This window comes from Micromonospora coerulea (genome assembly GCF_016598485.1).
Lineage (GTDB): Bacteria > Actinomycetota > Actinomycetes > Mycobacteriales > Micromonosporaceae > Micromonospora > Micromonospora coerulea.
Genome location: NZ_JAEMUW010000001.1, coordinates 254,831 through 274,253 on the forward strand (window position 1 = coordinate 254,831; position 19,423 = coordinate 274,253).

At 72.8% G+C, this 19,423-nt stretch carries 18 protein-coding genes and 1 pseudogene; 10 read left to right on the top strand and 9 right to left on the bottom strand.

Annotation, left to right across the window (positions count from 1 at the left end):
* The first annotated feature begins 127 nt into the window (after positions 1-127).
* Genes I8N68_RS01250 through I8N68_RS01265 form a run of 4 tightly spaced genes read left to right on the top strand, consistent with a single transcriptional unit; the run spans position 128 to position 3,585 of the window.
* The gene (locus I8N68_RS01250) at positions 128-1,042 is read left to right on the top strand and encodes an ABC transporter ATP-binding protein (RefSeq protein ID WP_200206527.1); all 915 of its coding nucleotides are present in this window, start codon (positions 128-130) and stop codon (positions 1,040-1,042) included.
* Positions 1,035-1,919, top strand: coding sequence for an ABC transporter permease (locus I8N68_RS01255; protein WP_200206529.1), 885 nt, complete (start codon positions 1,035-1,037; stop codon positions 1,917-1,919). Before I8N68_RS01250 ends, I8N68_RS01255 begins: the two co-directional genes overlap by 8 nt.
* Positions 1,916-2,875 carry an ABC transporter ATP-binding protein gene (locus tag I8N68_RS01260; protein ID WP_200206531.1) on the top strand — a complete coding sequence of 320 codons (960 nt, stop codon included), beginning with the start codon at positions 1,916-1,918 and terminating at the stop codon, positions 2,873-2,875. The genes I8N68_RS01255 and I8N68_RS01260 overlap by 4 nt, the downstream gene beginning before the upstream one ends.
* Entirely contained in the window at positions 2,875-3,585 is a 711-nt protein-coding gene (locus I8N68_RS01265; RefSeq protein ID WP_109800677.1) for an ABC transporter permease, read from the top strand. The genes I8N68_RS01260 and I8N68_RS01265 overlap by 1 nt, the downstream gene beginning before the upstream one ends.
* Positions 3,586-3,691: 106 nt before the next feature.
* Here I8N68_RS01265 and valS read toward each other — a convergent pair whose 3' ends face one another.
* The 5 genes from valS to I8N68_RS01290 form a co-directional block, all read right to left on the bottom strand.
* The gene (valS, locus tag I8N68_RS01270; protein WP_200206533.1) at positions 3,692-6,256 is read right to left on the bottom strand and encodes a valine--tRNA ligase; all 2,565 of its coding nucleotides are present in this window, start codon (positions 6,254-6,256) and stop codon (positions 3,692-3,694) included.
* Positions 6,257-6,350: 94 nt separating this feature from the next.
* Positions 6,351-8,222 (bottom strand): ABC transporter ATP-binding protein, encoded by a 1,872-nt coding sequence (locus I8N68_RS01275; RefSeq protein ID WP_307812507.1) that lies wholly within the window; start codon positions 8,220-8,222, stop codon positions 6,351-6,353.
* Positions 8,223-8,248: 26 nt separating this feature from the next.
* Complete coding sequence (locus I8N68_RS01280) at positions 8,249-10,063, bottom strand: ABC transporter ATP-binding protein (protein ID WP_200206537.1); 1,815 nt, start codon at positions 10,061-10,063, stop codon at positions 8,249-8,251.
* 37 nt (positions 10,064-10,100) lie between these two features.
* Positions 10,101-10,613 (bottom strand): methylated-DNA--[protein]-cysteine S-methyltransferase, encoded by a 513-nt coding sequence (locus tag I8N68_RS01285; RefSeq protein WP_200206539.1) that lies wholly within the window; start codon positions 10,611-10,613, stop codon positions 10,101-10,103.
* On the bottom strand, positions 10,610-12,052 hold the full coding sequence (locus I8N68_RS01290) for an AlkA N-terminal domain-containing protein (protein ID WP_200206541.1): 1,443 nt from the start codon (positions 12,050-12,052) through the stop codon (positions 10,610-10,612). Before I8N68_RS01290 ends, I8N68_RS01285 begins: the two co-directional genes overlap by 4 nt.
* Before the next feature lie 439 nt (positions 12,053-12,491).
* Here I8N68_RS01290 and I8N68_RS32620 point away from each other — a divergent pair, with 439 nt between their 5' ends.
* Entirely contained in the window at positions 12,492-12,950 is a 459-nt protein-coding gene (locus I8N68_RS32620) for a hypothetical protein (RefSeq protein ID WP_234038310.1), read from the top strand.
* 77 nt (positions 12,951-13,027) lie between these two features.
* Here the strand turns inward: I8N68_RS32620 and I8N68_RS01295 are convergent.
* Positions 13,028-13,798, bottom strand: a pseudogene (locus tag I8N68_RS01295) (EamA family transporter); the annotation flags it as partial.
* A gap of 91 nt (positions 13,799-13,889) precedes the next feature.
* Between I8N68_RS01295 and I8N68_RS01300 the strand changes: the two are divergent.
* From I8N68_RS01300 to ychF, 3 genes are all read left to right on the top strand, one after another.
* Positions 13,890-14,390, top strand: a complete 501-nt coding sequence (locus I8N68_RS01300; protein WP_307812461.1) for a MarR family winged helix-turn-helix transcriptional regulator — start codon at positions 13,890-13,892, stop codon at positions 14,388-14,390.
* Positions 14,391-14,493: 103 nt separating this feature from the next.
* Positions 14,494-15,228 (top strand): Type 1 glutamine amidotransferase-like domain-containing protein, encoded by a 735-nt coding sequence (locus I8N68_RS01305; RefSeq protein ID WP_200206547.1) that lies wholly within the window; start codon positions 14,494-14,496, stop codon positions 15,226-15,228.
* 75 nt (positions 15,229-15,303) lie between these two features.
* The gene (ychF, locus tag I8N68_RS01310) at positions 15,304-16,389 is read left to right on the top strand and encodes a redox-regulated ATPase YchF (RefSeq protein ID WP_200206549.1); all 1,086 of its coding nucleotides are present in this window, start codon (positions 15,304-15,306) and stop codon (positions 16,387-16,389) included.
* A 48-nt stretch (positions 16,390-16,437) separates the two neighbouring features.
* Here ychF and I8N68_RS01315 read toward each other — a convergent pair whose 3' ends face one another.
* The 3 genes from I8N68_RS01315 to I8N68_RS01325 form a co-directional block, all read right to left on the bottom strand.
* Positions 16,438-16,866: a VOC family protein gene (locus tag I8N68_RS01315; protein WP_307812463.1), complete on the bottom strand. Its 429-nt coding sequence runs from the start codon at positions 16,864-16,866 to the stop codon at positions 16,438-16,440.
* Positions 16,867-17,116: 250 nt separating this feature from the next.
* Positions 17,117-17,389, bottom strand: a complete 273-nt coding sequence (locus I8N68_RS01320) for a hypothetical protein (protein ID WP_200206551.1) — start codon at positions 17,387-17,389, stop codon at positions 17,117-17,119.
* 23 nt (positions 17,390-17,412) lie between these two features.
* Positions 17,413-17,583, bottom strand: coding sequence for a hypothetical protein (locus I8N68_RS01325; RefSeq protein ID WP_200206553.1), 171 nt, complete (start codon positions 17,581-17,583; stop codon positions 17,413-17,415).
* Between the two features lie 195 nt (positions 17,584-17,778).
* Between I8N68_RS01325 and I8N68_RS01330 the strand changes: the two genes are divergently transcribed.
* Both I8N68_RS01330 and I8N68_RS01335 read left to right on the top strand, forming a co-directional pair.
* Entirely contained in the window at positions 17,779-18,336 is a 558-nt protein-coding gene (locus tag I8N68_RS01330) for a dihydrofolate reductase family protein (protein ID WP_200206555.1), read from the top strand.
* 172 nt (positions 18,337-18,508) lie between these two features.
* A complete protein-coding gene (locus I8N68_RS01335) occupies positions 18,509-19,012 on the top strand; it encodes a DUF4265 domain-containing protein (protein ID WP_234038311.1) in 504 nt (167 codons plus the stop codon).
* The last annotated feature ends 411 nt before the right edge of the window (positions 19,013-19,423 follow it).

The window sequence follows — 19,423 nt, forward strand, 5'->3', positions numbered from 1 at the left end:
CGTCGGCGGTGGCGCCGGTCACCCCGTGCCCGGGTTACGGAACCCTTACCGGCTCCGGGCGGAATCAGGGGTATCCCCGAGCGATTCCTGGTGCCCGGGGGAGCGTCCGCTCCCTACGCTGAACGGCGTGACACTGATAGCGACCGAGTCGCTGACCAAGACGTACGGAGGCCGGGTCACCGCGCTGGCCGACCTCACGGTGTCGGTCGAGCCGGGGATCATCGGCCTGGTCGGCGCGAACGGCGCCGGCAAGTCCACCCTGATCAAGATCCTGCTCGGCCTGCTCCCACCCACCAGCGGCCGGGTCTCCGTGCTCGGCCTCGACCCGACCACCGCCCCGGCGGCGGTCCGCGCCCGGGTGGGCTACATGCCCGAGCACGACGCCCTCCCGCCCGACCTGTCCGCCGCCGAGCTGGTCACCCACCTGGGCCGGATCAGCGGGCTGCCGCGCACGGTGGCCCGCGAACGCGCCTCCGAGGCGCTGCGCCACGTCGGCCTCTACGAGGAGCGCTACCGCCCGGTCGGTGGCTACTCCACCGGCATGAAGCAACGCGTCAAGCTCGCCCAGGCCCTGGTGCACGACCCGGACCTGCTGCTGCTCGACGAGCCGACCAACGGCCTCGACCCGGCCGGCCGGGACGCCATGCTGGCCCTGATCCAGCGGATCGGCACCGAGTTCGGCATCTCCGTGCTGGTCTGCTCGCACCTGCTCGGCGAGGTGGAGCGGATCTGCGACACGCTGGTCGCCATCGACGGCGGCCGGCTGCTCCGCGCTGACCGGATCGCCGCGATGACGTCGGCCACCGACGTGCTCGCGGTCGAGGTCAGCGAGGGTACCGACGACCTCGCGGCCCGGCTCGCCGCGCTCGACCTGCCGGTGGCCCGGGAGGGGCGGCTGCTGCTCGTCCCGCTCGCCGACGACGCCACCTACGACCTGATCCTCGGCGCGGTCGCCGAGCTGGACCTGCCGCTGCACCGGCTGGACCAGCGCCGGCACCGGGTGGCCGAACTCTTCGCCACGAGGGAGCCCAGCCATGTCTGAGCCGACCGGCGTCATCCACGACATCGGCTACCAGCGCTACACCGGCCCCCGGCTGGGCCGCCGGCACGTCTTCGGGGCGCTCTACCTGCACGGCCTGCGGACCGTCTTCGGGTTGGGCCGTACCGCCAAGGCGAAGATCTTCCCCTGGCTGGTGGTCGGCATCGTCACCCTGGTCGCCGCCGGGATCACCGCGGTCCGCAGCCAGATCGGCGAGGTGGTGATGACGTACGCCCAGTTCGCCGACTCGATGAGCTGGCTGGTCATCTTCTTCGTCGCGGTGGCTGCCCCCGAACTGGTCTCCCGGGATCTGCGCAGCGGCGTGCTGCCGCTGTACTTCTCCCGGCCGCTGCCCCGCGACGACTACCCGCTGGCCAAGCTGCTGGCCCTGGTCAGCGCGATCTGGCTGCTGCTCGGCGGGCCGCAGCTGGTGATGTTCCTCGGCGCCGCGTTCACCACCGACAAGGGCATGAGCGGGGTCTGGGACGAGCTGCTCGACCTGCTGCCCGGCCTGCTCTACGCCGGGCTGTGGGCGGCGGTCTTCGCCTCGATCGGGCTGCTGGTCGCCTCGCTCACCGGCAAGCGTGCCTTCGCCGCCGGCGGGATCGTGGCGGTCTTCCTGATGACCACCCCGATCGTCGGGACGCTGTCGATCCTGCCGTCCCGGACGATCAACGAGCTCGCCTTCCTCGCGTCGCCCTCGACGCTCGTCGGCGGGGTGGGCACCTGGGCGCTCGGCGACCTGCTGGTGCCCGAGGGCCGGGGCGGCGGCGTCCCGATCGGTGACTTCGGCCCCGTCTACGGGGTGGCCGCCGTCCTGCTGGTCGCCGCCTGCGTCGCCCTGCTGTTGCTGCGATACCGAAAGGTGGCCGCCCGATGACCACGATCAGCGCCAGCCCGGAGGCGGCCGCCCCGACCGCCGCCGCCAGCACCCTCGACCTGGCCGGCGTCTCCCGCTGGTACGGCAACGTGGTGGCGGTCAACGACGTCACCATGCGGCTCGGTCCCGGGGTCACCGGGCTGCTCGGCCCGAACGGCGCCGGCAAGACCACCCTGCTGCACATGATGGCCGGCTTCCTCGCCCCGTCCCGGGGCGCGGTGACCCTCGACGGGGAGCCGACCTGGCGCAACCCGGGCGTCTACCGGCGGCTCGGCCTGGTCAGCGAGCGGGAGGCGGTGCACAGCTTCCTCACCGCCTACGAGTTCGTGCTGGCCAGCGCCAAGCTGCACCGGCTGCCCGATCCGGAGGCGGCGGCCCGGCGGGCGATCGCCCTGGTCGAGATGGCCGACGCGCAGGACCGGCGGATCGGCACGTACTCCAAGGGCATGCGGCAGCGGACCCGGGTCGCCGCGGCGCTGGTCCACGACCCGCAGGTGCTGCTGCTCGACGAGCCGTTCAACGGAATGGACCCGCGCCAGCGGCTGCACATGATGCAGCTGCTGCACCGCCTGGGCGACGCCGGCCGGACCATCCTGTTCAGCTCGCACATCCTGGAGGAGGTCGAGCAGGTCTCCGGCACCGTCCAGGTGATGGTGGCCGGCCGGCTCGCCGCCTCCGGCGACTTCCGCACCATCCGCCGGCTGATGACCAACCGGCCGCACGTGTTCGCGGTCCGCTCCACCGACGACCGGGCGCTGGCCGTGGCGCTGATGGCCGAGGTCTCGGTCACCGGCGTCGAACTGGACCGGGCCGGCCTGACCGTGCGGGCGGGTGACTACGGCGCCTTCACCCGGGCCCTGCCGAAGATCGCGCTCGCCCACGGCATTCGGGTCCGGCAGTTGACCCCCGAGGACGAGTCCCTGGAGAGCGTCTTCTCCTACCTGGTGGAGGCATGATGTCGACCGTTTCCTGGATCACCGCGCGCGGGCTCTTCGGCCGCCGCCGGTTCCTGATGCTGCTGCCCCTGCCGCTCGTGCTGGTGGCGTTGGCGGTGCTCTGCCGGTCGCTGGGGGTGGACCCGGGCCAGTGGGGGCCGCCGGTGCTGGTCGGTCTCGGCCTGGCCGTGGTGCTGCCGGTGGTGGCGCTGATCGTCGGCACCGGCGTGCTCGGCGCCGAGATCGACGACGGGACGGTGGTGCACATCCTCACCAAGCCGCTGCCCCGCTGGCAGATCGTGCTGCCGAAGCTGGCGGTGGCCGTCGGGGTCAGCGCGGCCACCGTCGCCGTGCCGCTCTACGTCGCGGGCGTGCTCGCCGATTCGGTACGCCTCGGCCTGGCGCTCGCCGCCGCCTCGGCGCTCGGCGCGCTGGCGTACTCGGCGCTGTTCCTGGCGCTCAGCCTGGTCACCCGGCGGCCGGTCCTGCTCGGGCTGGTCTACGTGCTGATCTGGGAGGGGCTGCTCGGCAACTTCGTCAGCGGCACGAAGGTGCTCTCGATCCAGCAGTGGGTGATCGCCCTCGCCGATCGGATGGCCCCGACCGAGCTGCTCTCCACCACGGTCTCCGTCCCGGTCGCCGGGGTGCTCACCGCCCTGGTCAGCGTCGGCTTCACGGTGCTGGCCATCGACCGCCTCCGGTCGTTCTCGGTGGCTGGCGAAACGAGCTGACCTCGCGCCTGTCCGGGGCCGCTGTTTCCCGGAAAGAGTGGCGTCTGCGGCGCGAATGGCCACTCTTTCCGGGAAACTGCGCGGGTCCGGGCGGGTGGGGGGCGGGTCAGAAGGCGCAGGCGATGACCAGGTCCGGGGTGCGGTCGGGAAGCAGGTCGAGCTTGGCGATGCGGCCGGCGGCGCGGAGGTCGTCGGCGATCAGCGTCAGCTTCTCCAGCAGGGGGGCGGGGCCGAGCGCCTCGGCCAGCGGCACCTCCGCCTTCATGGACAGCTTCCGCTCCGACTTGGCCCGGCGCACCTGGCTCAGCGCGTCCGCGGCCAGCCGCAGCAGTTCCGGGTCGGCCGGACCCTGGACGGCCCGCCCCACCTCGTACGTCGTCGGCCAGGTCGACCGGTGCACCGAGCCGTACCGCCACCACGACCAGACCTCCTCGGTGACGAAGGGCAGCACCGGCGCGAAGAGTCGCAGCTGCACCGAGAGCGCGGTCGCGAGGGCCGCCCGGGCCGAGTCGGCCCTCGGCCCGGTGCCGTAGGCGCGCTCCTTCACCAGCTCGATGTAGTCGTCGCAGAACCGCCAGAAGAACGCCTCCGTCGCCATCAGCGCGGCGGTCTGGTCGTACGAGGCGAAGGCCGACGTCGCCGCCCCGACCACGCCGGAGAGTTCGGCGAGCATGGCGGTGTCCAGCGGCTCGGTGGCCGGCGCGCGCAGCGCGTCGGCGGCGCCCAGGCCGAGGGCGAACCGGGACGCGTTCAGTAGCTTGGTGGCGAGCCGCCGACCCACCTTGATCTGGGCCGGGTCGAAGGCGAGGTCCATGCCGGGCTTGCCGTTGGCCGCCCAGTACCGGACCGCGTCGGAGCCGTGCTCCGCCAGCAGCCCCATCGGGGTGGTCACGTTCCCCTTGGACTTGGACATCTTCTTGCGGTCCGGGTCGAGGATCCAGCCGGAGAGCACCGCGTCGCGCCAGGGCAGCACGCCGTGCTCCAGGTGGGCCCGGACCACCGTGGCGAAGAGCCAGGTCCGGATGATCTCCTGCCCCTGCGGACGCAGGTCCATCGGGAAGACCCGGCCGAACAGGTCCGGGTCGGTCTCCCAGCCACCGACGATCTGCGGGGTCAGCGACGAGGTGGCCCAGGTGTCCAGCACGTCCGGATCGCCGATGAAGCCACCCGGCTCGCCGCGCTGCGATTCGGTGAAGCCGGGCGGGGGTTCGCTGGACGGGTCGATCGGCAGCATCGACTCGTCCGGTGTGAGACGCTGGGACCAGTCCGGCTCGCCAGCGTCGTCGAGCCGGTACCACACCGGCACCGGCACCCCGAAGAAGCGCTGCCGGCTGACCAGCCAGTCACCGGTCAGCCCGCCCACCCAGTGGTCGTACCGGTGCTTCATGTGCTCCGGCACCCAGCCCAGCTCAACGCCGCGGGCCAGCAGCTCCTCCCGCAGCCGCGGCTCCCGGCCACCGTTGCGCAGGTACCACTGCCGGGTCGAGACGATCTCCAGTGGGCGGTCGCCCTTCTCGTAGAACTTCACCGGGTGGGTGATCGGCCGCGGCTCGCCGACCAGGTCGCCGGCGTCGGCCAACAGCTGCACCAGCGTCCGCCGGGCGCCGTTGAGGGTCTGCCCGGCCAGCGCCGCGTAGGGCTCCGCCGGCACGCCGGCCGGCGGCTCGCGCAGCAGCCGGCCGTCCCGGCCGAGCACCACCCGGGTGTCCAGAGCGAGGTCCCGCCACCAGGCCACGTCGGTCAGGTCGCCGAAGGTGCAGACCATCGCGATGCCGGTGCCCTTGGCCGGGTCCGCCAGCGAGTGCGCGCGCACCGGCACCTCGACCCCGAAGACCGGGGTACGCACCACCGCCCCGACCAGGTCGGCGTACCGCTCGTCGTCCGGGTGGCAGACCAGCGCCACGCAGGCCGGCAGCAGCTCCGGTCGGGTGGTGTCGATCAGCACCTCGCGCCCGTCCGGCCCGGTGAAGCGCAGCCGGTGGTACGCCCCCGGCCGTTCCCGGTCCTCCAGCTCCGCCTGGGCCACCGCGGTGGCGAAGCCGACGTCCCACAGCGTCGGCGCCTCCGCCTGGTACGCCTCGCCGCGGGCCAGGTTCCGCAGGAAGGCGCGCTGGCTGGTCGCCCGCGCCAGCCGACCGATCGTGGTGTACGTCAGCGACCAGTCCACCGACAGCCCGAGCCGCCGCCACAGCGCCTCGAAGACCTGCTCGTCCTGCGCCGTCAGCTGCTCGCACAGCTCCACGAAGTTGCGCCGGGAGAGCGAGACCGGGTCCTTCCGGGCCGCGTCGCTGACCGGCGCGGCCGGCGGGGTCCAGTCCGGGTCGTACGGCAGGTTCGGGTCGCAGCGCACCCCGTACACGTTCTGCACCCGGCGCTCGGTGGGCAGGCCGTTGTCGTCCCAGCCCATTGGGTAGAACACCGTCCGCCCGCGCATCCGCTGGAACCGGGCCACCGTGTCGGTGTGCGTGTACGAGAAGACGTGGCCCATGTGCAGCTCGCCGGATACCGTCGGCGGCGGGGTGTCGATCGAGTACACGTCCGCCCGCTCCTTCGCGCGGTCGAACGCGTACGTGCCGTCCTCCTGCCAGCGGCGCGCCCAGGTCTCCTCGATGCCGTCCAGGGTCGGACGTTCGGGGACGCCGGCGCGGGCCGTCCTCGCGGTATCGGTCATCAGCCGATCCTAGGCAGCGGGTGACGGCGCGACCACGGCTTGAGCGTCGTGCCGCCCGACGGGTGTCATCGACGGGACAGCAGGTGCCACCCGGTCAGATCAGCGAGTCCCGCCACTGGCGGTGCAGGGCGGCGTACCGGCCACCGGCGGCGGCCAGTTGGGCCGGCGGGCCGTCCTCCACGATCCGACCCCCGTCGAGCACGAGCACCCGGTCGGCGATCTCCACGGTGGAGAGTCGGTGCGCGATGACCAGGGCGGTCCGGTCCCGCAGGATGCTGCCGAGGGCCCGCTGCACCAGCCGCTCGGTCGGCACGTCCAGCGACGAGGTTGCCTCGTCCAGGATCAGCACCCGTGGGTCGGCCAGGAACGCCCGGGCGAACGCGACGAGCTGGCGCTGCCCGGCGGAGAGCCGGCCGCCGCGGCGGTGCACCTCGGTGGCGTACCCGTCGGGGAGCGTGGCGATGAAGTCGTGCGCGCCGATGGCCCGGGCGGCGGCCTCCACCGCCGCGTCGTCCGCGCCCGGCCGGCCGAACCGGATGTTCTCCGCCACCGAGCCGCTGAACAGGTGGTTCTCCTGGGTGACCAGCACCACCGCCCGGCGCAGCTCGGCGTCGGCCAGGTCCCGCAGGTCCACCCCGTCGAGGGTGACCGCGCCGGTGGCCGGGTCGTGGAACCGGGCCAGCAGCTTGGCGATCGTCGACTTGCCGGCGCCGGTCGGGCCGATCAGCGCGACGGTCTGCCCGGCCGGCACGGTCAGCTCCAGCTCGGTCAGGATCGGCGCGTCCGGCCGGTAACCGAAGGAGACCCCGCGGAAGGCCACCGCGCCCCGGCCCGGCCCGGTCGGCAGCGCGACCGGCCGCTCCGGCTCGGCCACCGCCGGCCGCTCGTCGAGCACCCCGGCGAGCTTCTCCAGCGCCGCGGTGGCCGACTGCAGGGAGTTGGAGAACTGGCTCAGCTCCTGCATCGGCTCGAAGAACCGGCGCAGGTAGAGCAGGAACGCCGCGAGCACGCCCACCTCGGTCCGGCCGCCCAGCACCCGGGCGCCGCCGTAGGCCAGCACCACCGCCACGGTGAGGTTGCCGATCACCTTGATCCCCGGCGAGTAGACCGCGATCAGCCGGAACGCCTGCAGGCTGGCCTCGCGGTAGTCGTCGTTCACCGCGGCGAAGATTTGCTGGTTGCGCTCCTCCCGCCGGTACGCCTGCACCGCGCGGATGCCCCGCAGCGACTCGACGAAGTGCACGATGACCAGCGCCACCGCCTCCCGGGTGCGCCGGTACGCCCCGGCGGAGGCCCGGGCGAACCAGCGGGACAGCCAGAACAGGAACGGGAAGGCGAGCAGGGTCACCGCGGCCAGCGGCAGGTCCAGCCAGAGCAGGATGCCGGCCACCGACAGCACCGACAGGGCGGCGACCACCAGATTGTCGATCCCGCCGTCGACCAGCTCGGCGATCGAGTCGAGGTCGCTGGTCAGCCGGGAGACCATCCGGCCGCAGGTGTACCGCTCGTGGAAGGCGACGTCCAGGCGGAGGAAGTGACCGTAGACCCGCTGGCGGAGGTCGAGCAGGACGGCCTGGCCGATCCGGCCGGTGAGGGTGAGGAAGCCGCGGCGGGCCAGGTACTCGGTCAGGCTCGCGGTGGCGAACGCGGCGGCGACGGTGACCAGCGGTTCAGGGTCGCCGGCCCGCAGCGGCGCGATGGCGTGGTCGATGCCGAGCATGACCAGGTACGGGCCGGACATCGCGGCGGCGTTCTGGGCCAACAGCAGCGTCACGGCCAGCCCGAGCCGGCGGCGGTGCGGGCGGAGGAGCTGCCCGAGCAGGGCCCGGCTGCGAGCCCTCAGCCGGGCGACGGCCTCCGGCGTGGCGTCCTCGGCCCGGCTGCGGTCGGCGTCCGGGTCGGTGGCCCGGCCCCGCCACCGCTTCAGGTCGAGCCCGCCGTCCGGGGCGACCCGCGGCCGGGGCACCCGGCGTGACCCGTCCGGTGCCTCCGTCACGAGCGCACCAGGCCGGCGCCGTCGTGCCGCTGGACCGGCCCGGCCGACAGCACCGCCCGGTACGCCGGCACGGTGGCCAGCAGCTCGGAGTGGGTGCCGACGGCGACGATCCGGCCGCCGTCGAGCAGGGCCACCCGGTCGGCGAGCGCCACGGTCGACGGCCGGTGCACCACGAGCAGAGCGGTGGTGTCCCGCAGCACCCGCCGCAGCGCCGCCTCGACCAGCGCCTCGGTGTGTACGTCGAGCGCGGAGAGCGGGTCGTCCAGCACGAGCAGCGCCGGCCGGCCGAGCACCGCCCGGGCGAGCGCGAGGCGCTGCCGCTGCCCGCCGGAGAGGGAGAGCCCCTGTTCGCCGACGCGGGTGGCCAACCCCCACGGCAGGTCGTACGCGAACTCGGCCTGGGCGAGGGCTAGGGCCGCCCGGACCTCCTGCTCGCCGGCGTCCGGCCGGCCCAGGGTCAGGTTCTCCCAGACCGACATGGAGAAGAGCGTCGGCTCCTCGAAGGCCACGCCGACCAGCCGGCGCAGCGAGGAGAGTCGCAGGTCCCGCAGGTCGTGCCCGTCCAGGGTGATCCGCCCACGGGTCACCTCGTGCAGTCGCGGGACCAGGGACAGCAGGGTGCTCTTGCCGCAGCCGGTGGCCCCGACCAGGGCCAGGGTTTCGCCGGGCTCCACGGTGAGGTCCACCTCGTCGAGCACCGGGGCCTGGCTGCCGGGGTAGCGGAAGGAGACCCGTTCGAAGCGGAGCCGGCCGCGTACGCCGGCGCGGTCGAGCAGCCGGGCGCCCGGAGCATCCACGATGGTCGGTGGGGTGTCCAGCACCTCCTGGATCCGGTCCGCCGCGGTCGCCGCCTCCTGCCCGTTGGCGATGATCCAGCCGAGCGACTGCACCGGCCAGACCAGCATCAGCTGGAGGCTGACGAAGGCGACCAGCTCACCGATGGTCAGCGCACCCCCGGCGGCGGCCGCCGTGCCGGCCACCAGCACCATCCCGAGGGTCAGGTTCGGGACCAGGTCGAACAGCGCCGCGGTGCGGGCCAGCAGCCGGGCCTTGCGTACGCCGGTGTCGTGCAGCGTGCGCGCGCCACCGGCGAACCGGGCCGCGAGTTCGGGCCCCCGGCCGTACGCCCGCATGGTGCGCAGCCCCTGCGCGGTCTCCTCGACCAGCGTGGCCACGTCGCCCTGCTGGTCCTGCATCCGACGGGAGGCGGCGTGGTAGTGCCGGGCGAACCGGCGGCTGATCAGGAACAGCGGCACCGCGCTGGCCGCCACCAGCAGTCCCAGCGCCGGGTGCAGGCGGATCAGCAGCACCACCACGGCCAGGTAGGTGACCACGTTGAGCACCAGGAAGAGCAGGCCGAAGGAGAGGAACCGGCGGATCACCGACAGGTCGCTGGTGATCCGGGAGAGCAGCTGGCCGGACTGCCACCGGTCGTGGCAGCCGGCCGGAAGGCGTTGCAGGTGGGCGTAGATGTCGGCGCGGATGGCCGCCTCCATGCCGACCGACGAGGAGGACTGGGTCCACCGCCGGATGAAGATGAGCACGGCCTCGGCCAGGCCGAGGACGAGGGCGAGGGCGCCGAGCCGGAGCAGCCCGGCCACGTCGTGCCGGGCCACCGGCCCGTCCACCACCCGCTGCACCACCAGCGGTACGGCCAGGCTGGCCGCCGTGGCCGCGAGGGCCAGGACCAGCAGCCAGCCGAACTCCGGCGCGTACGGACGCAGGTAGGGGCGCAGCCGCCAGAGGTTGCGCAGCGGATGCGGGCGGCGGTCGTCACGCGCCGCCGGGTTGCCGTCGCTCTGCGCAGGCACTACCCGACGGTAGCGTCAAATGGGAGCGGTGCCGCTGTCAGCTTGCCGTCAACCGCCGCTCATGACCGAGAAGCCACTTCTTCACGTCCAGCCCCCAGCGATAGCCGCCGAGCGTCCCGTCGGTGCGCAGCACCCGGTGGCAGGGGACGAAGAGGGCGGCCGCGTTGCGGGCGCAGGCGGCCGCGGCGGCGCGTACCGCGGCGGGGCGGCCGGCCAGGCCGGCGAATCCGGTGTACGTCACCGGGTCGCCCGGCTTCACCTCGCGCAGCACCTGCCAGGCGTACGTCAGGAAGGCGCCGCCGCTGTGCTGCTCGACCGGCACCGCGTCGATCGCGGTCAGGTCGCCGTCCAGGTAGGAGCGGACGGCGGCGCTGACCGGGCCGAGGTCGGCCCGGTCCCGCAGCGCACCGCGCAGGCTCGGGTGGGTCAGCGGCAGCAGGCTGGCCGGGTCGGCGGTGAAGCCGGCCGCCCGGACGGCGCCGTCGGGTCCGGTGAGGATGGCGAGCGGGCCGGTGGGCGTGTCGATGACGGTGCTGTCCAGTGTGGTCATGCTGCTCTCCAGAGTCGGATCACCGCGTACGAGCGCCAGGGGCGCCAGCGGTCGGCGTACGCGTCGAGGGTCTTCGGGTCGGTGGGCAGGCCGAGCGCGGCGGCGCCCCGGCGGACGGCGAGGTCGGTGGGGAGGAAGACGTCCGGGTCGCCGAGGGCCCGCATCGCCACGTAGCCGGCCGTCCACGGACCGATCCCCGGCAGGGCGGTGAGCCGTCGCACGGTCTCCGCCCGGTCCCCACCCGGCTCCAGCTCCAGTGACCCCTCGGCGACGGCCCGCGCGAGCGCCCGGATCGTCTCCCGTCGCACCCCCGGCATCCGAAACGCCGAAGCCGGCAACCCCACCACCTCCTCCGCGCTGACAAACCCCCGCAACTGACCATCGCCACCGGGGTGAGCGCCCGGGGTGGCGACGGTGAGGAGGTGGGTGAGAGTGGTCTTGGCGGAGGCCAGGGAGACCTGTTGGGTGGTGATGGCGCGGAGGGCCATCTCGAAGCCGTCCACCGCGCGGGGGAGGCGGACGCCCGGTTCGGTGGCGACGGCCTTCGCCAGGGCGGGATCCTGGGCCAGGGTGTCGTCGACGGCGGTGGGATCGGCGTCGAGGTCGAGCAGGCGGCGGCAGCGGGCGACCGCGGGGGCCAGGTCCCGCATGTCGGCCAGGCGCAGGGTCGCCGACACGTGGCCGTCGGCCGGGGTCAGCGCGACCTCGCCGGGCCCGTGCGGCAGCCGCAACCCCCGGCGGTACGTCCCGTCGCGGACCTCCTCCACGCCGGGCAGCGCCCGCAGCGCGAGGAAGTCCAGCAGCGCCGCCGCGTGCAACGGCGGCCGGTACGCCAGCCGCAGCGTGATGGTGCCCGCCCCGCCCGCCGCCGGTCGGCCGCCCCGGGTGGCCCGCAGGTCCGACGGGGCTGCCGCGTACACCTCGCGGACGGTGTCGTTGAACTGCCGGACACTGCCGAACCCGGCGGCGAACGCGACCTCGGCCATGCCCAGGCCGGTGGTCTCGATCAGGATCCGGGCGGTCTGGGCGCGCTGGGCGCGGGCCAGCGCCAGCGGCCCGGCGCCGAGCTCGGCCCGGAGCATCCGGTGCAGGTGCCGCTCGGTGTAGCCGAGCCGGGCCGCCAGCCCCGGTACGCCGTCCCGGTCGACCACCCCGTCGGCGATCAGCCGCATCGCCCGCCCCACCACGTCGGCCCGGACGTCCCACTGCGGGGAGCCCGGGGCCGCGTCGGGACGGCAGCGGCGGCAGGCCCGCAGCCCGGCACCCTGCGCCGCGGCGGCGGACGGAAAGAACCGGACGTTCTGCCGCTTCGGCGTCATTGCCGGGCAGGACGGCCGGCAGTAGATCCCGGTCGAGGTCACGCCGGTGTAGAACCAGCCGTCGAACCGCTGGTCTCGGCTGTCCACGGCCCGGTAACACCGTTCGAAGTCCAACTCCACGCCACCGATACTGCCTCGCTGGTGGCGGCGGTGGCTGGCGGGATTCGGACGCCGCCGTGACGGACCCGGCGGGGCCCCTGCCCAGCGGCGGGCGCGGCGGGTGCGCGAGCCCCGGTCCACCCGCCGGGGAGGTCGCGACTCCGGGCGGGTGGCGCGGTCAGCGTGGGTGACCGAGGCAGGCCGGGCGTCGACGGGTGACCCGCATCAGCGCCGGGGTCCGGCTCGCCACGAAGTCGGCCAGCCGGGCCCGTTCGTCCTCGTCCACCCACCCTCCCGCAGCTCACCGTCACAGCTACAGACGCCCCAGCTCAGGCCAGCTATCCCTGGCGTGGCAAGGGATTCCGGCGGCGAAAGTGTCGGTAGTGGTGGGTACCGTCCGGCCACCAACTCAAGAAAAGGTGCGGGGGATGGCGAGCGTGGCCGGGCGAGGTGCCCGCTGATGCGGTCGGGACGGGTACGGCTGGACCGCACGGTGGTGCAGGGCTTCTACGACCGGATGCGGCTGGTGGCGCCGGCTGCCTACGGCGCGATCGAGCGGGACCGCGCGGACGATCCGGGGCGCGCCTTCCCCGAGACCGCCTGCGGCCGGCTTGCCGGTTCGTTGGACGCGGCGGGGCTGCGCGCCCTCGGCATGTGGGCGCACCACTGGTGCGTGCGCTTCTACGACGACGACACCCGGGTCGGCCTGCGGCTGGTCCGGGAGATCGCCGGCCGGACGGGGCTGGGGTGGACCGTCGACGAGGTGCGCTGGATGCTCGACGAGTCGTACGCGGCCGGCGCGGCCGCCGCCCACCGGTTCGTGCTGCCGCGCGCCGCAGCCGCCGAGCTGCCCGCCGGGGCGCTGTCCGAGCGCCGGGATGGCCCGGCCGGCGACTGGTGGCGGCAGCTGGCCGGCTGACCGGGGAGCTGGCCGACCACCATCGCGGTGACCGCCACGGCGAATCCGGCGAGCTGCACCGGGCCGAGTGCCTGGCCGAGCACCAGCCAGCCGAGCGTGGCGGCGGTCAGCGGGCTGAGCGCGCCCAGCACCGACACCCGGGTCACCGGCAGCCGCCCGACCCCCCGGAACCAGAGGGCATACGCGCCGACGGTGCCGACCAGCCCGAGCCAGGCGTACCCGAGCAGAGCGGCCGGGTCCGGCGCGGGCGGCGCGCCCTCGACCGCGGCGGCCAGCGGCACGATCAGCAGGCCGCCGGCGACGAGCTGCCAGCCCGTCGCGGCGAGGGTGCCGACTCCGGCGGGGCGGCCCCAGCGCCGGGTGAGCACCAGCCCGGTGGCCATCGCGGCGGTGCCCGCGAGGCCGGCCGCGACGCCGAGCGGGTCGAGCGCCACGCCGGGGCGCAGCACCACCAGGGCGACCCCGGCGGGCGCGGCCAGCGCGGCGAGCAGCACGGGCCGGCGGGGCCGGTCGCCGAGGGCGACCACGCTCAGCGCGGCGACCAGCAGTGGTTGCGCGGCGCCCAGCACGGCGGCGGGTCCGCCGGGCAGGCGGTACGCGGCGACGAAGAGCAGCGGGAAGAAGGCGCCGATGTTGAGCGCGCCGAGCAGGGCCGACCGCCACCACCAGGCGCCGGAGGGCCGGCGGCGGGTCAGCGCGAGCAGCAACAGCCCAGCCGGCAGGGCCCGGATCGCGCCGGACCAGAGCGGCCGGTCGGCCGGCAGCAGCTCGGAGGTGACCAGATACGTGGTGCCCCAGGCGGTCGGGGCGGCGGCGGTGAGCGCGACGTCGGTCCAGCGGCGGGCCATCGGACCTTCTTTCCTCGCGGCTAAGTAGCTTACTGCTAAGATAATTAGCGTCGAGCGAAAGGGGAAGGGCGACGTGCGGCACAATCCGGCTGTGGCAGCGAGCGACGAGGTCGACGCGATCGTCGAGCAGTGGCGCCGGGAACGGGCCGGGATGCGGCCCGAGCCGATGGCGGTCTTCGGCCGGATCTACCGCCTGGCCCGGCTGGTCGGCGATCGCCAGGAGAGGGTGTACGCCGACTGGGGGATCGGCCGCGGCGAGTTCGACGTGCTCGCCGCGCTGCGCCGCGCCGGGGAGCCGTACACCCTCGCGCCGAAGGCGCTGGCCGCCGGGCTGATGCTCACCTCCGGCGGGATGACCGGCCGGCTCGACCGACTGGAACGGGCCGGCCTGGTCCGCCGGGCCCCCGACCCCGCCGATAGGCGGGGGCTGCGGGTCACCCTCACCGAATCCGGCCGCCGGGTGGTCGAGGAATCGGCCGAAGCCGGGCTGGCCGTGCAGCGGCGGATCCTGGACGCGCTGCCGCCGGCGGACCAGGAGCGCCTGGCCGACCTGCTGCGGACGCTGCTCGCCGCCGCCGAGTCGGACGCCTGAGCGGTCGGCCCGGCGGCCGGCCTCGAGGTGCCGGGCTGCGCGGGCCGGCCCTGGTGGCGGAGGATGATCGTGACCGCCCACCATCCCACCGGGGAGGACGACCATGCCCGCCAGCGAACCGACCATCGTCGCCACCAGCATGGGCTTCTCCAGCCGGCGCCGCGGCCCCTACGACGCCCAGCCCGGCCCCGTGTTCGACCTGATGGCCGACCTGGCCCAATCCGGTGACGCGCCGCGGATCTGCTACCTCAACCAGGCGGTCGGCGACCAGCCCACCTCGTTCACGCTCTTCTACGGCGCGTTCGCCGGCACCCGGTTCCGCCCGTCCCACCTGGCGCTCTTCCCGATGCCCACCGTCGAGGACGTGCGGGGCCACCTGCTCGCCCAGGACATCATCTGGGTGGGTGGGGGCAGCGTGGCCAACCTGTGCGCGGTCTGGCGGGTGCACGGCCTCGACGAGATCCTGCACGAGTGCTGGCAGGCCGGCGTGGTGCTGGGTGGAGTCTCCGCCGGGTCGATCTGCTGGCACCTCGGCGGCGCCACCGACAGCTTCGGCCCGACCCTGCGCGGTTTCACCGACGGGCTGGGCTGGCTGCCGTACGGCAACGGCGTGCACTACGACGGCGAGGAGCAGCGGCGTCCGCTGATGCACAAGCTGGTCGGCGACGGCACGCTGCCGGTGAGCCACTGCACCGACGACGGGGTGGGGCTGGTCTACCGGGGCACCCGCCTGGTCGAGGCGGTCGCGGATCGCGAGGGCGTGGCGGCGTACGAGGTGAGCCGGGCCGAGGACGGCAGCGTCCGGGAGACCCGGATCGAGCCCCGGCTGCTCGGCTAGACCCGATCCTCGAAGGCGGCGCAGACGGATGCCGGTCGGAAGGGGTGGGCCGGGGGCCGCGTAGACTGGCCGCCCGTGAGCCTCACCATCGGGATCGTCGGCCTGCCCAACGTCGGCAAGAGCACCCTGTTCAACGCGTTGACCAAGAACGACGTGCTCGCGGCGAACTACCCGTTCGCCACGATCGAGCCGAACGTCGGCGTGGTCGGGCTGCCGGACGAGCGGCTGGGCACGCTCGCGGAGATCTTCTCCTCGCAGAAGGTGCTGCCCGCGCCGGTGTCGTTCGTCGACATCGCCGGCCTGGTCCGCGGCGCCTCGAAGGGGCAGGGTCGGGGCAACGCGTTCCTGGCGAACATCCGCGACGCCTCGGCGATCTGCCAGGTGGTGCGCGCCTTCTCCGACCCGAACGTGGTGCACGTCGACGGCAAGATCTCCCCGGCCGACGACATCGAGACGATCAACACCGAGCTGATCCTGGCCGACATCCAGACCCTGGAGAAGGCGCTGCCGCGGCTGGAGAAGGAGGCCAAGCTCCGCAAGGACCGGGCCGCCGCGGTCGAGGCCGCGAAGAAGGCCGTCGACGTCCTCGACGGCGGCACCACCCTGTACGCCGGCGCGGCCGCCGCCAAGATCGAGCTGGAGCACCTGCGCGAGCTGCACCTGCTCACCACCAAGCCGTTCCTCTACGTCTTCAACGTCGACGAGGCCGAGCTGGGCAACGCCGAGTTCCTCGACGAGCTGCGGGCGCTGGTCGCCCCGGCGGAGGCGGTCTTCATGGACGCCAAGATCGAGTCTGAGCTGGTGGACCTGCCCGAGGAGGAGGCCCGCGAGCTGCTGGAGTCGATCGGCCAGCATGAGCCCGGCCTGAACCAGCTCGTCCGGGTCGGGTTCCGCACGCTCGGGCTCCAGACGTACCTGACGGCGGGCCCCAAGGAGGCGCGGGCCTGGACCGTCCCGGTCGGCGCGACCGCCCCGGAGGCCGCGGGCGTCATCCACTCCGACTTCCAGCGCGGCTTCATCAAGGCCGAGGTGGTCTCCTACGGCGACCTGGTCGCGGCCGGATCGATGGCGGCGGCGAAGGCCGCCGGCAAGGTCCGGATCGAGGGCAAGGAGTACGTCATGCAGGACGGCGACGTGGTGGAGTTCCGCTTCAACGTCTGAAGCCGACCCGTTCCCGTTCGGCTACCACGATGACCGACTCGCCCTGCATCAGCAGGAGAGAGGCGTAGTGGTGGCGGAGATCGTGCGTGGTAAAAGCTCCTGGACAGGACGGGACAGCAGGCAGAACTCGTTGCCTTCAGGATCAGCAAGCACGACCCAGCTCACGTCGGAGGGCTGTCCCACATCGACGCGTCGTGCACCGAGGGTGAGCAACCGGTCAAGCTCCTCCGCGGTGGACACGCCGTCGGCACGCAGGTCGAAATGCAACCGGTTCTTGATCACCTTGCCCTCTGGCACAGCCACCACGTCGATCATCGGCCAGGAACTGTCGGAGGCTGCGATGGTGATCACCTCAGCATCCTCATCAACAACCTGCCAGCCGAGAACCGAGCACCAAAAGTCGGCGATCAGGTGTGGTCGGATGGCGTCGATGGCGATGACGGCAAGACGGCTCGGCATGCCGTCATTCTCACCCACCCGCGGCGATGCACCTGCCCCAGCGCGGCGCTCGTCTCGACACAGCCGACCAGATCAAGCACCACAGCCGACGAGTTCGATGCAGGCTCTAGACGGCCTTGTCCGGGCATTCATGCTCCAAGTCATCGACGCCGGCGCATGAGCCCTGCAGGTCCCGAGATCGACACGCCTCCACCAGAATTGTCGTGTCTCAGGACCTCCGTGACAGATTGGACGCTCCTATTTCCTCAAGTGGGGCGGGTTGCCCGGCTCAGGCGAGTCCGTAGAGCCGGTTGAGGTCGAGTAGGTGGTGACCGAGGACCGAGGAGGCATGTAGGTCGAGCACGAGGACCAGGAACACGTTGGGTGTCTCGCAGTCGACCAGGACGTGTTGGTGTGCCCCGTCTGACTGCCAGGCGTAGGTGACGCGGCCTTCGGAGAAGTCGTGCCCGTTGAAGTCGTCTTCGGGGATGGAGTCGAAGTAGGGCCAGAAGTCGAAGGGGGGTTCCTGGTCCGGGCCCACTCTTGTGGGGTGGGGTCCCATCGTTGCCTTGTATTCGTCCTCAGTCAGTAGCGGTGGCACCAGGCAAGGATGCCTGGTCCAGAGGTGGCGACGCGAGCGAGGTGGAAGGTTTCACGTGCGATGTAACGCTTGAGGCATCGCATGATCTCGGTCTTGGTCTTGCCCTCTGCGGTTCGGCGGGTCACGTAGTCCTTGGTGGGCTGGTGGCAGCGCATGCGGACGAGGGTGATGCGACGGGATGGGCAACTCACCGCCCACTCCTCCGCAGGTCAGCGGCCCTGACCGGGATCGCTGTTGCCGCGATCAGGGCCGGTACAGCAGGGCCGGTACCAAACCCGTCCAGAGGCGGCCGTCCCGGTCTGGTCGCGGTTGTAGTAGTTGAACGTGGTGGGCAGTGGCAAGATTGCGCGATGGCCAACCTCATCTACTCGGCGATCGCCTCGCTCGATGGCTTCACCGCTGATGGCAACGGCGACTTCGACTGGGCGGCGCCCGACGAGGAGGTGCACGCCTTCGTCAACGACAAGGAACGGCCGGTAGGCACCTACCTTTACGGGCGCCGGATGTACGAGACGATGGTCTACTGGGAGACCGCCTCCACCGGCGAGGACCAGCCGGCCGTCGTGCGTGACTACGCGCGGATCTGGCAGGCGGCCGACAAGGTCGTCTACTCGTCGACGCTGGACGCGGTCTCCAGCGCGCGGACCCGGCTTGAGCGGGAGTTCGACCCGGACGCCGTCCGCCGGCTGAAAAAGGCTGCGGGGCGGGACGTCACCGTCGGGGGTCCGGGGCTCGCGGCGCACGCGCTCGCGGCCGGCCTGGTGGACGAGTGCCAGCTCTTCCTCAACCCCGTCGTGGTGGGCGGGGGAACGCGCGCGTTGCCCGCCGGTCTCCACCTTGAGCTGGAACTGCTGGAAGAGCGCCGGTTCGGCAACGGCGTGGTCTACCTGCGATACCGGGTCGGCTAGATCAGCACAGCAGCCAAGTACAGCAACGACCACGCCGAACCAGACCCCCGGGGGACAGGCGGGGAGAGTGCAGGCGTAGCCGAATGTCAGCGGCACCTCCGTGACACGATCGGCCAGAGCGCGTTCGGCAGGGAGCTGGAGGCCGTGGCTTCCATGAGGAACCATGTCGGCCATGACCTCACCTACACCCGACAGGGACCGACCTGCTGGCGACCAGCACATCAAAATCTGGTTCCGGTTCGTCCCTCGGGAGGGGTGGCTCCCCTACGACAGAGAGGGCCTTTGGGCGGTTGCTGTCGGCGCTGACACAGCTCGTATCAGCAACGTCCCCTTTCTTCAGGAGGGCGTGGCCGAGGGGGATGTCGTGCGCTTCACGACGGACCCCGACGGAGTCCATTGGGCGACCGAGCGAGTCGAGCCGTCGGGCAACTGCACAGTCAGAGTTCTGCCGATTCCTCATGGCCCGCTCGGGCGCAGTGCCCGAGCGGTACACGACCGCCTGGCGCCCTTCGGCCTCGGGGGCGAGGCCTTCAGCCATGAGCTGCCGCTTGTCGCCCTCAACGTGCCGGCGGATGCCGACTTCACGGCGATCAAGGCGACGCTGCTTCGTGGCCAGGCGGAGGGCTGGTGGCACTTCGAAGCCGCTTGCGTGACTGACAACTGGCGAGCCGCCTGAACGCCCCGACATGTCACATGTCACGCAGGTCCTGATACCAACCCGGGCGGCGACGGACCAACGGCCGAGGTGGCAGACGGGCGCGGACCGGCCCGGACGAAGCGACCAGAACTCACAAGCGAGGGGCCGAGCGGCGGACGCCTGGCTCGTCGCCCGACCATCTCGCGCCGGGCGCGATCAGCGCTGACAGGCCAGACCTTGCTCCTCGACGAAGCCTGGACGCTGGTTAGGCCCGGTTTAGTGCCCGAACCGACCTTCACGCAGACCGGGGAGCGCATCGGTCTAGCCGCCGAAAGCCTTGGCCATCAGCGTAAGGCGGTCGGCCGGCGCTTCTGGGTGACGAGGGCTGTGCTGGTTGAGGCAGGCGAGCAGCCTCTGCTCTCGGTCGATCGCCGTCGCCCCCGAATCGAT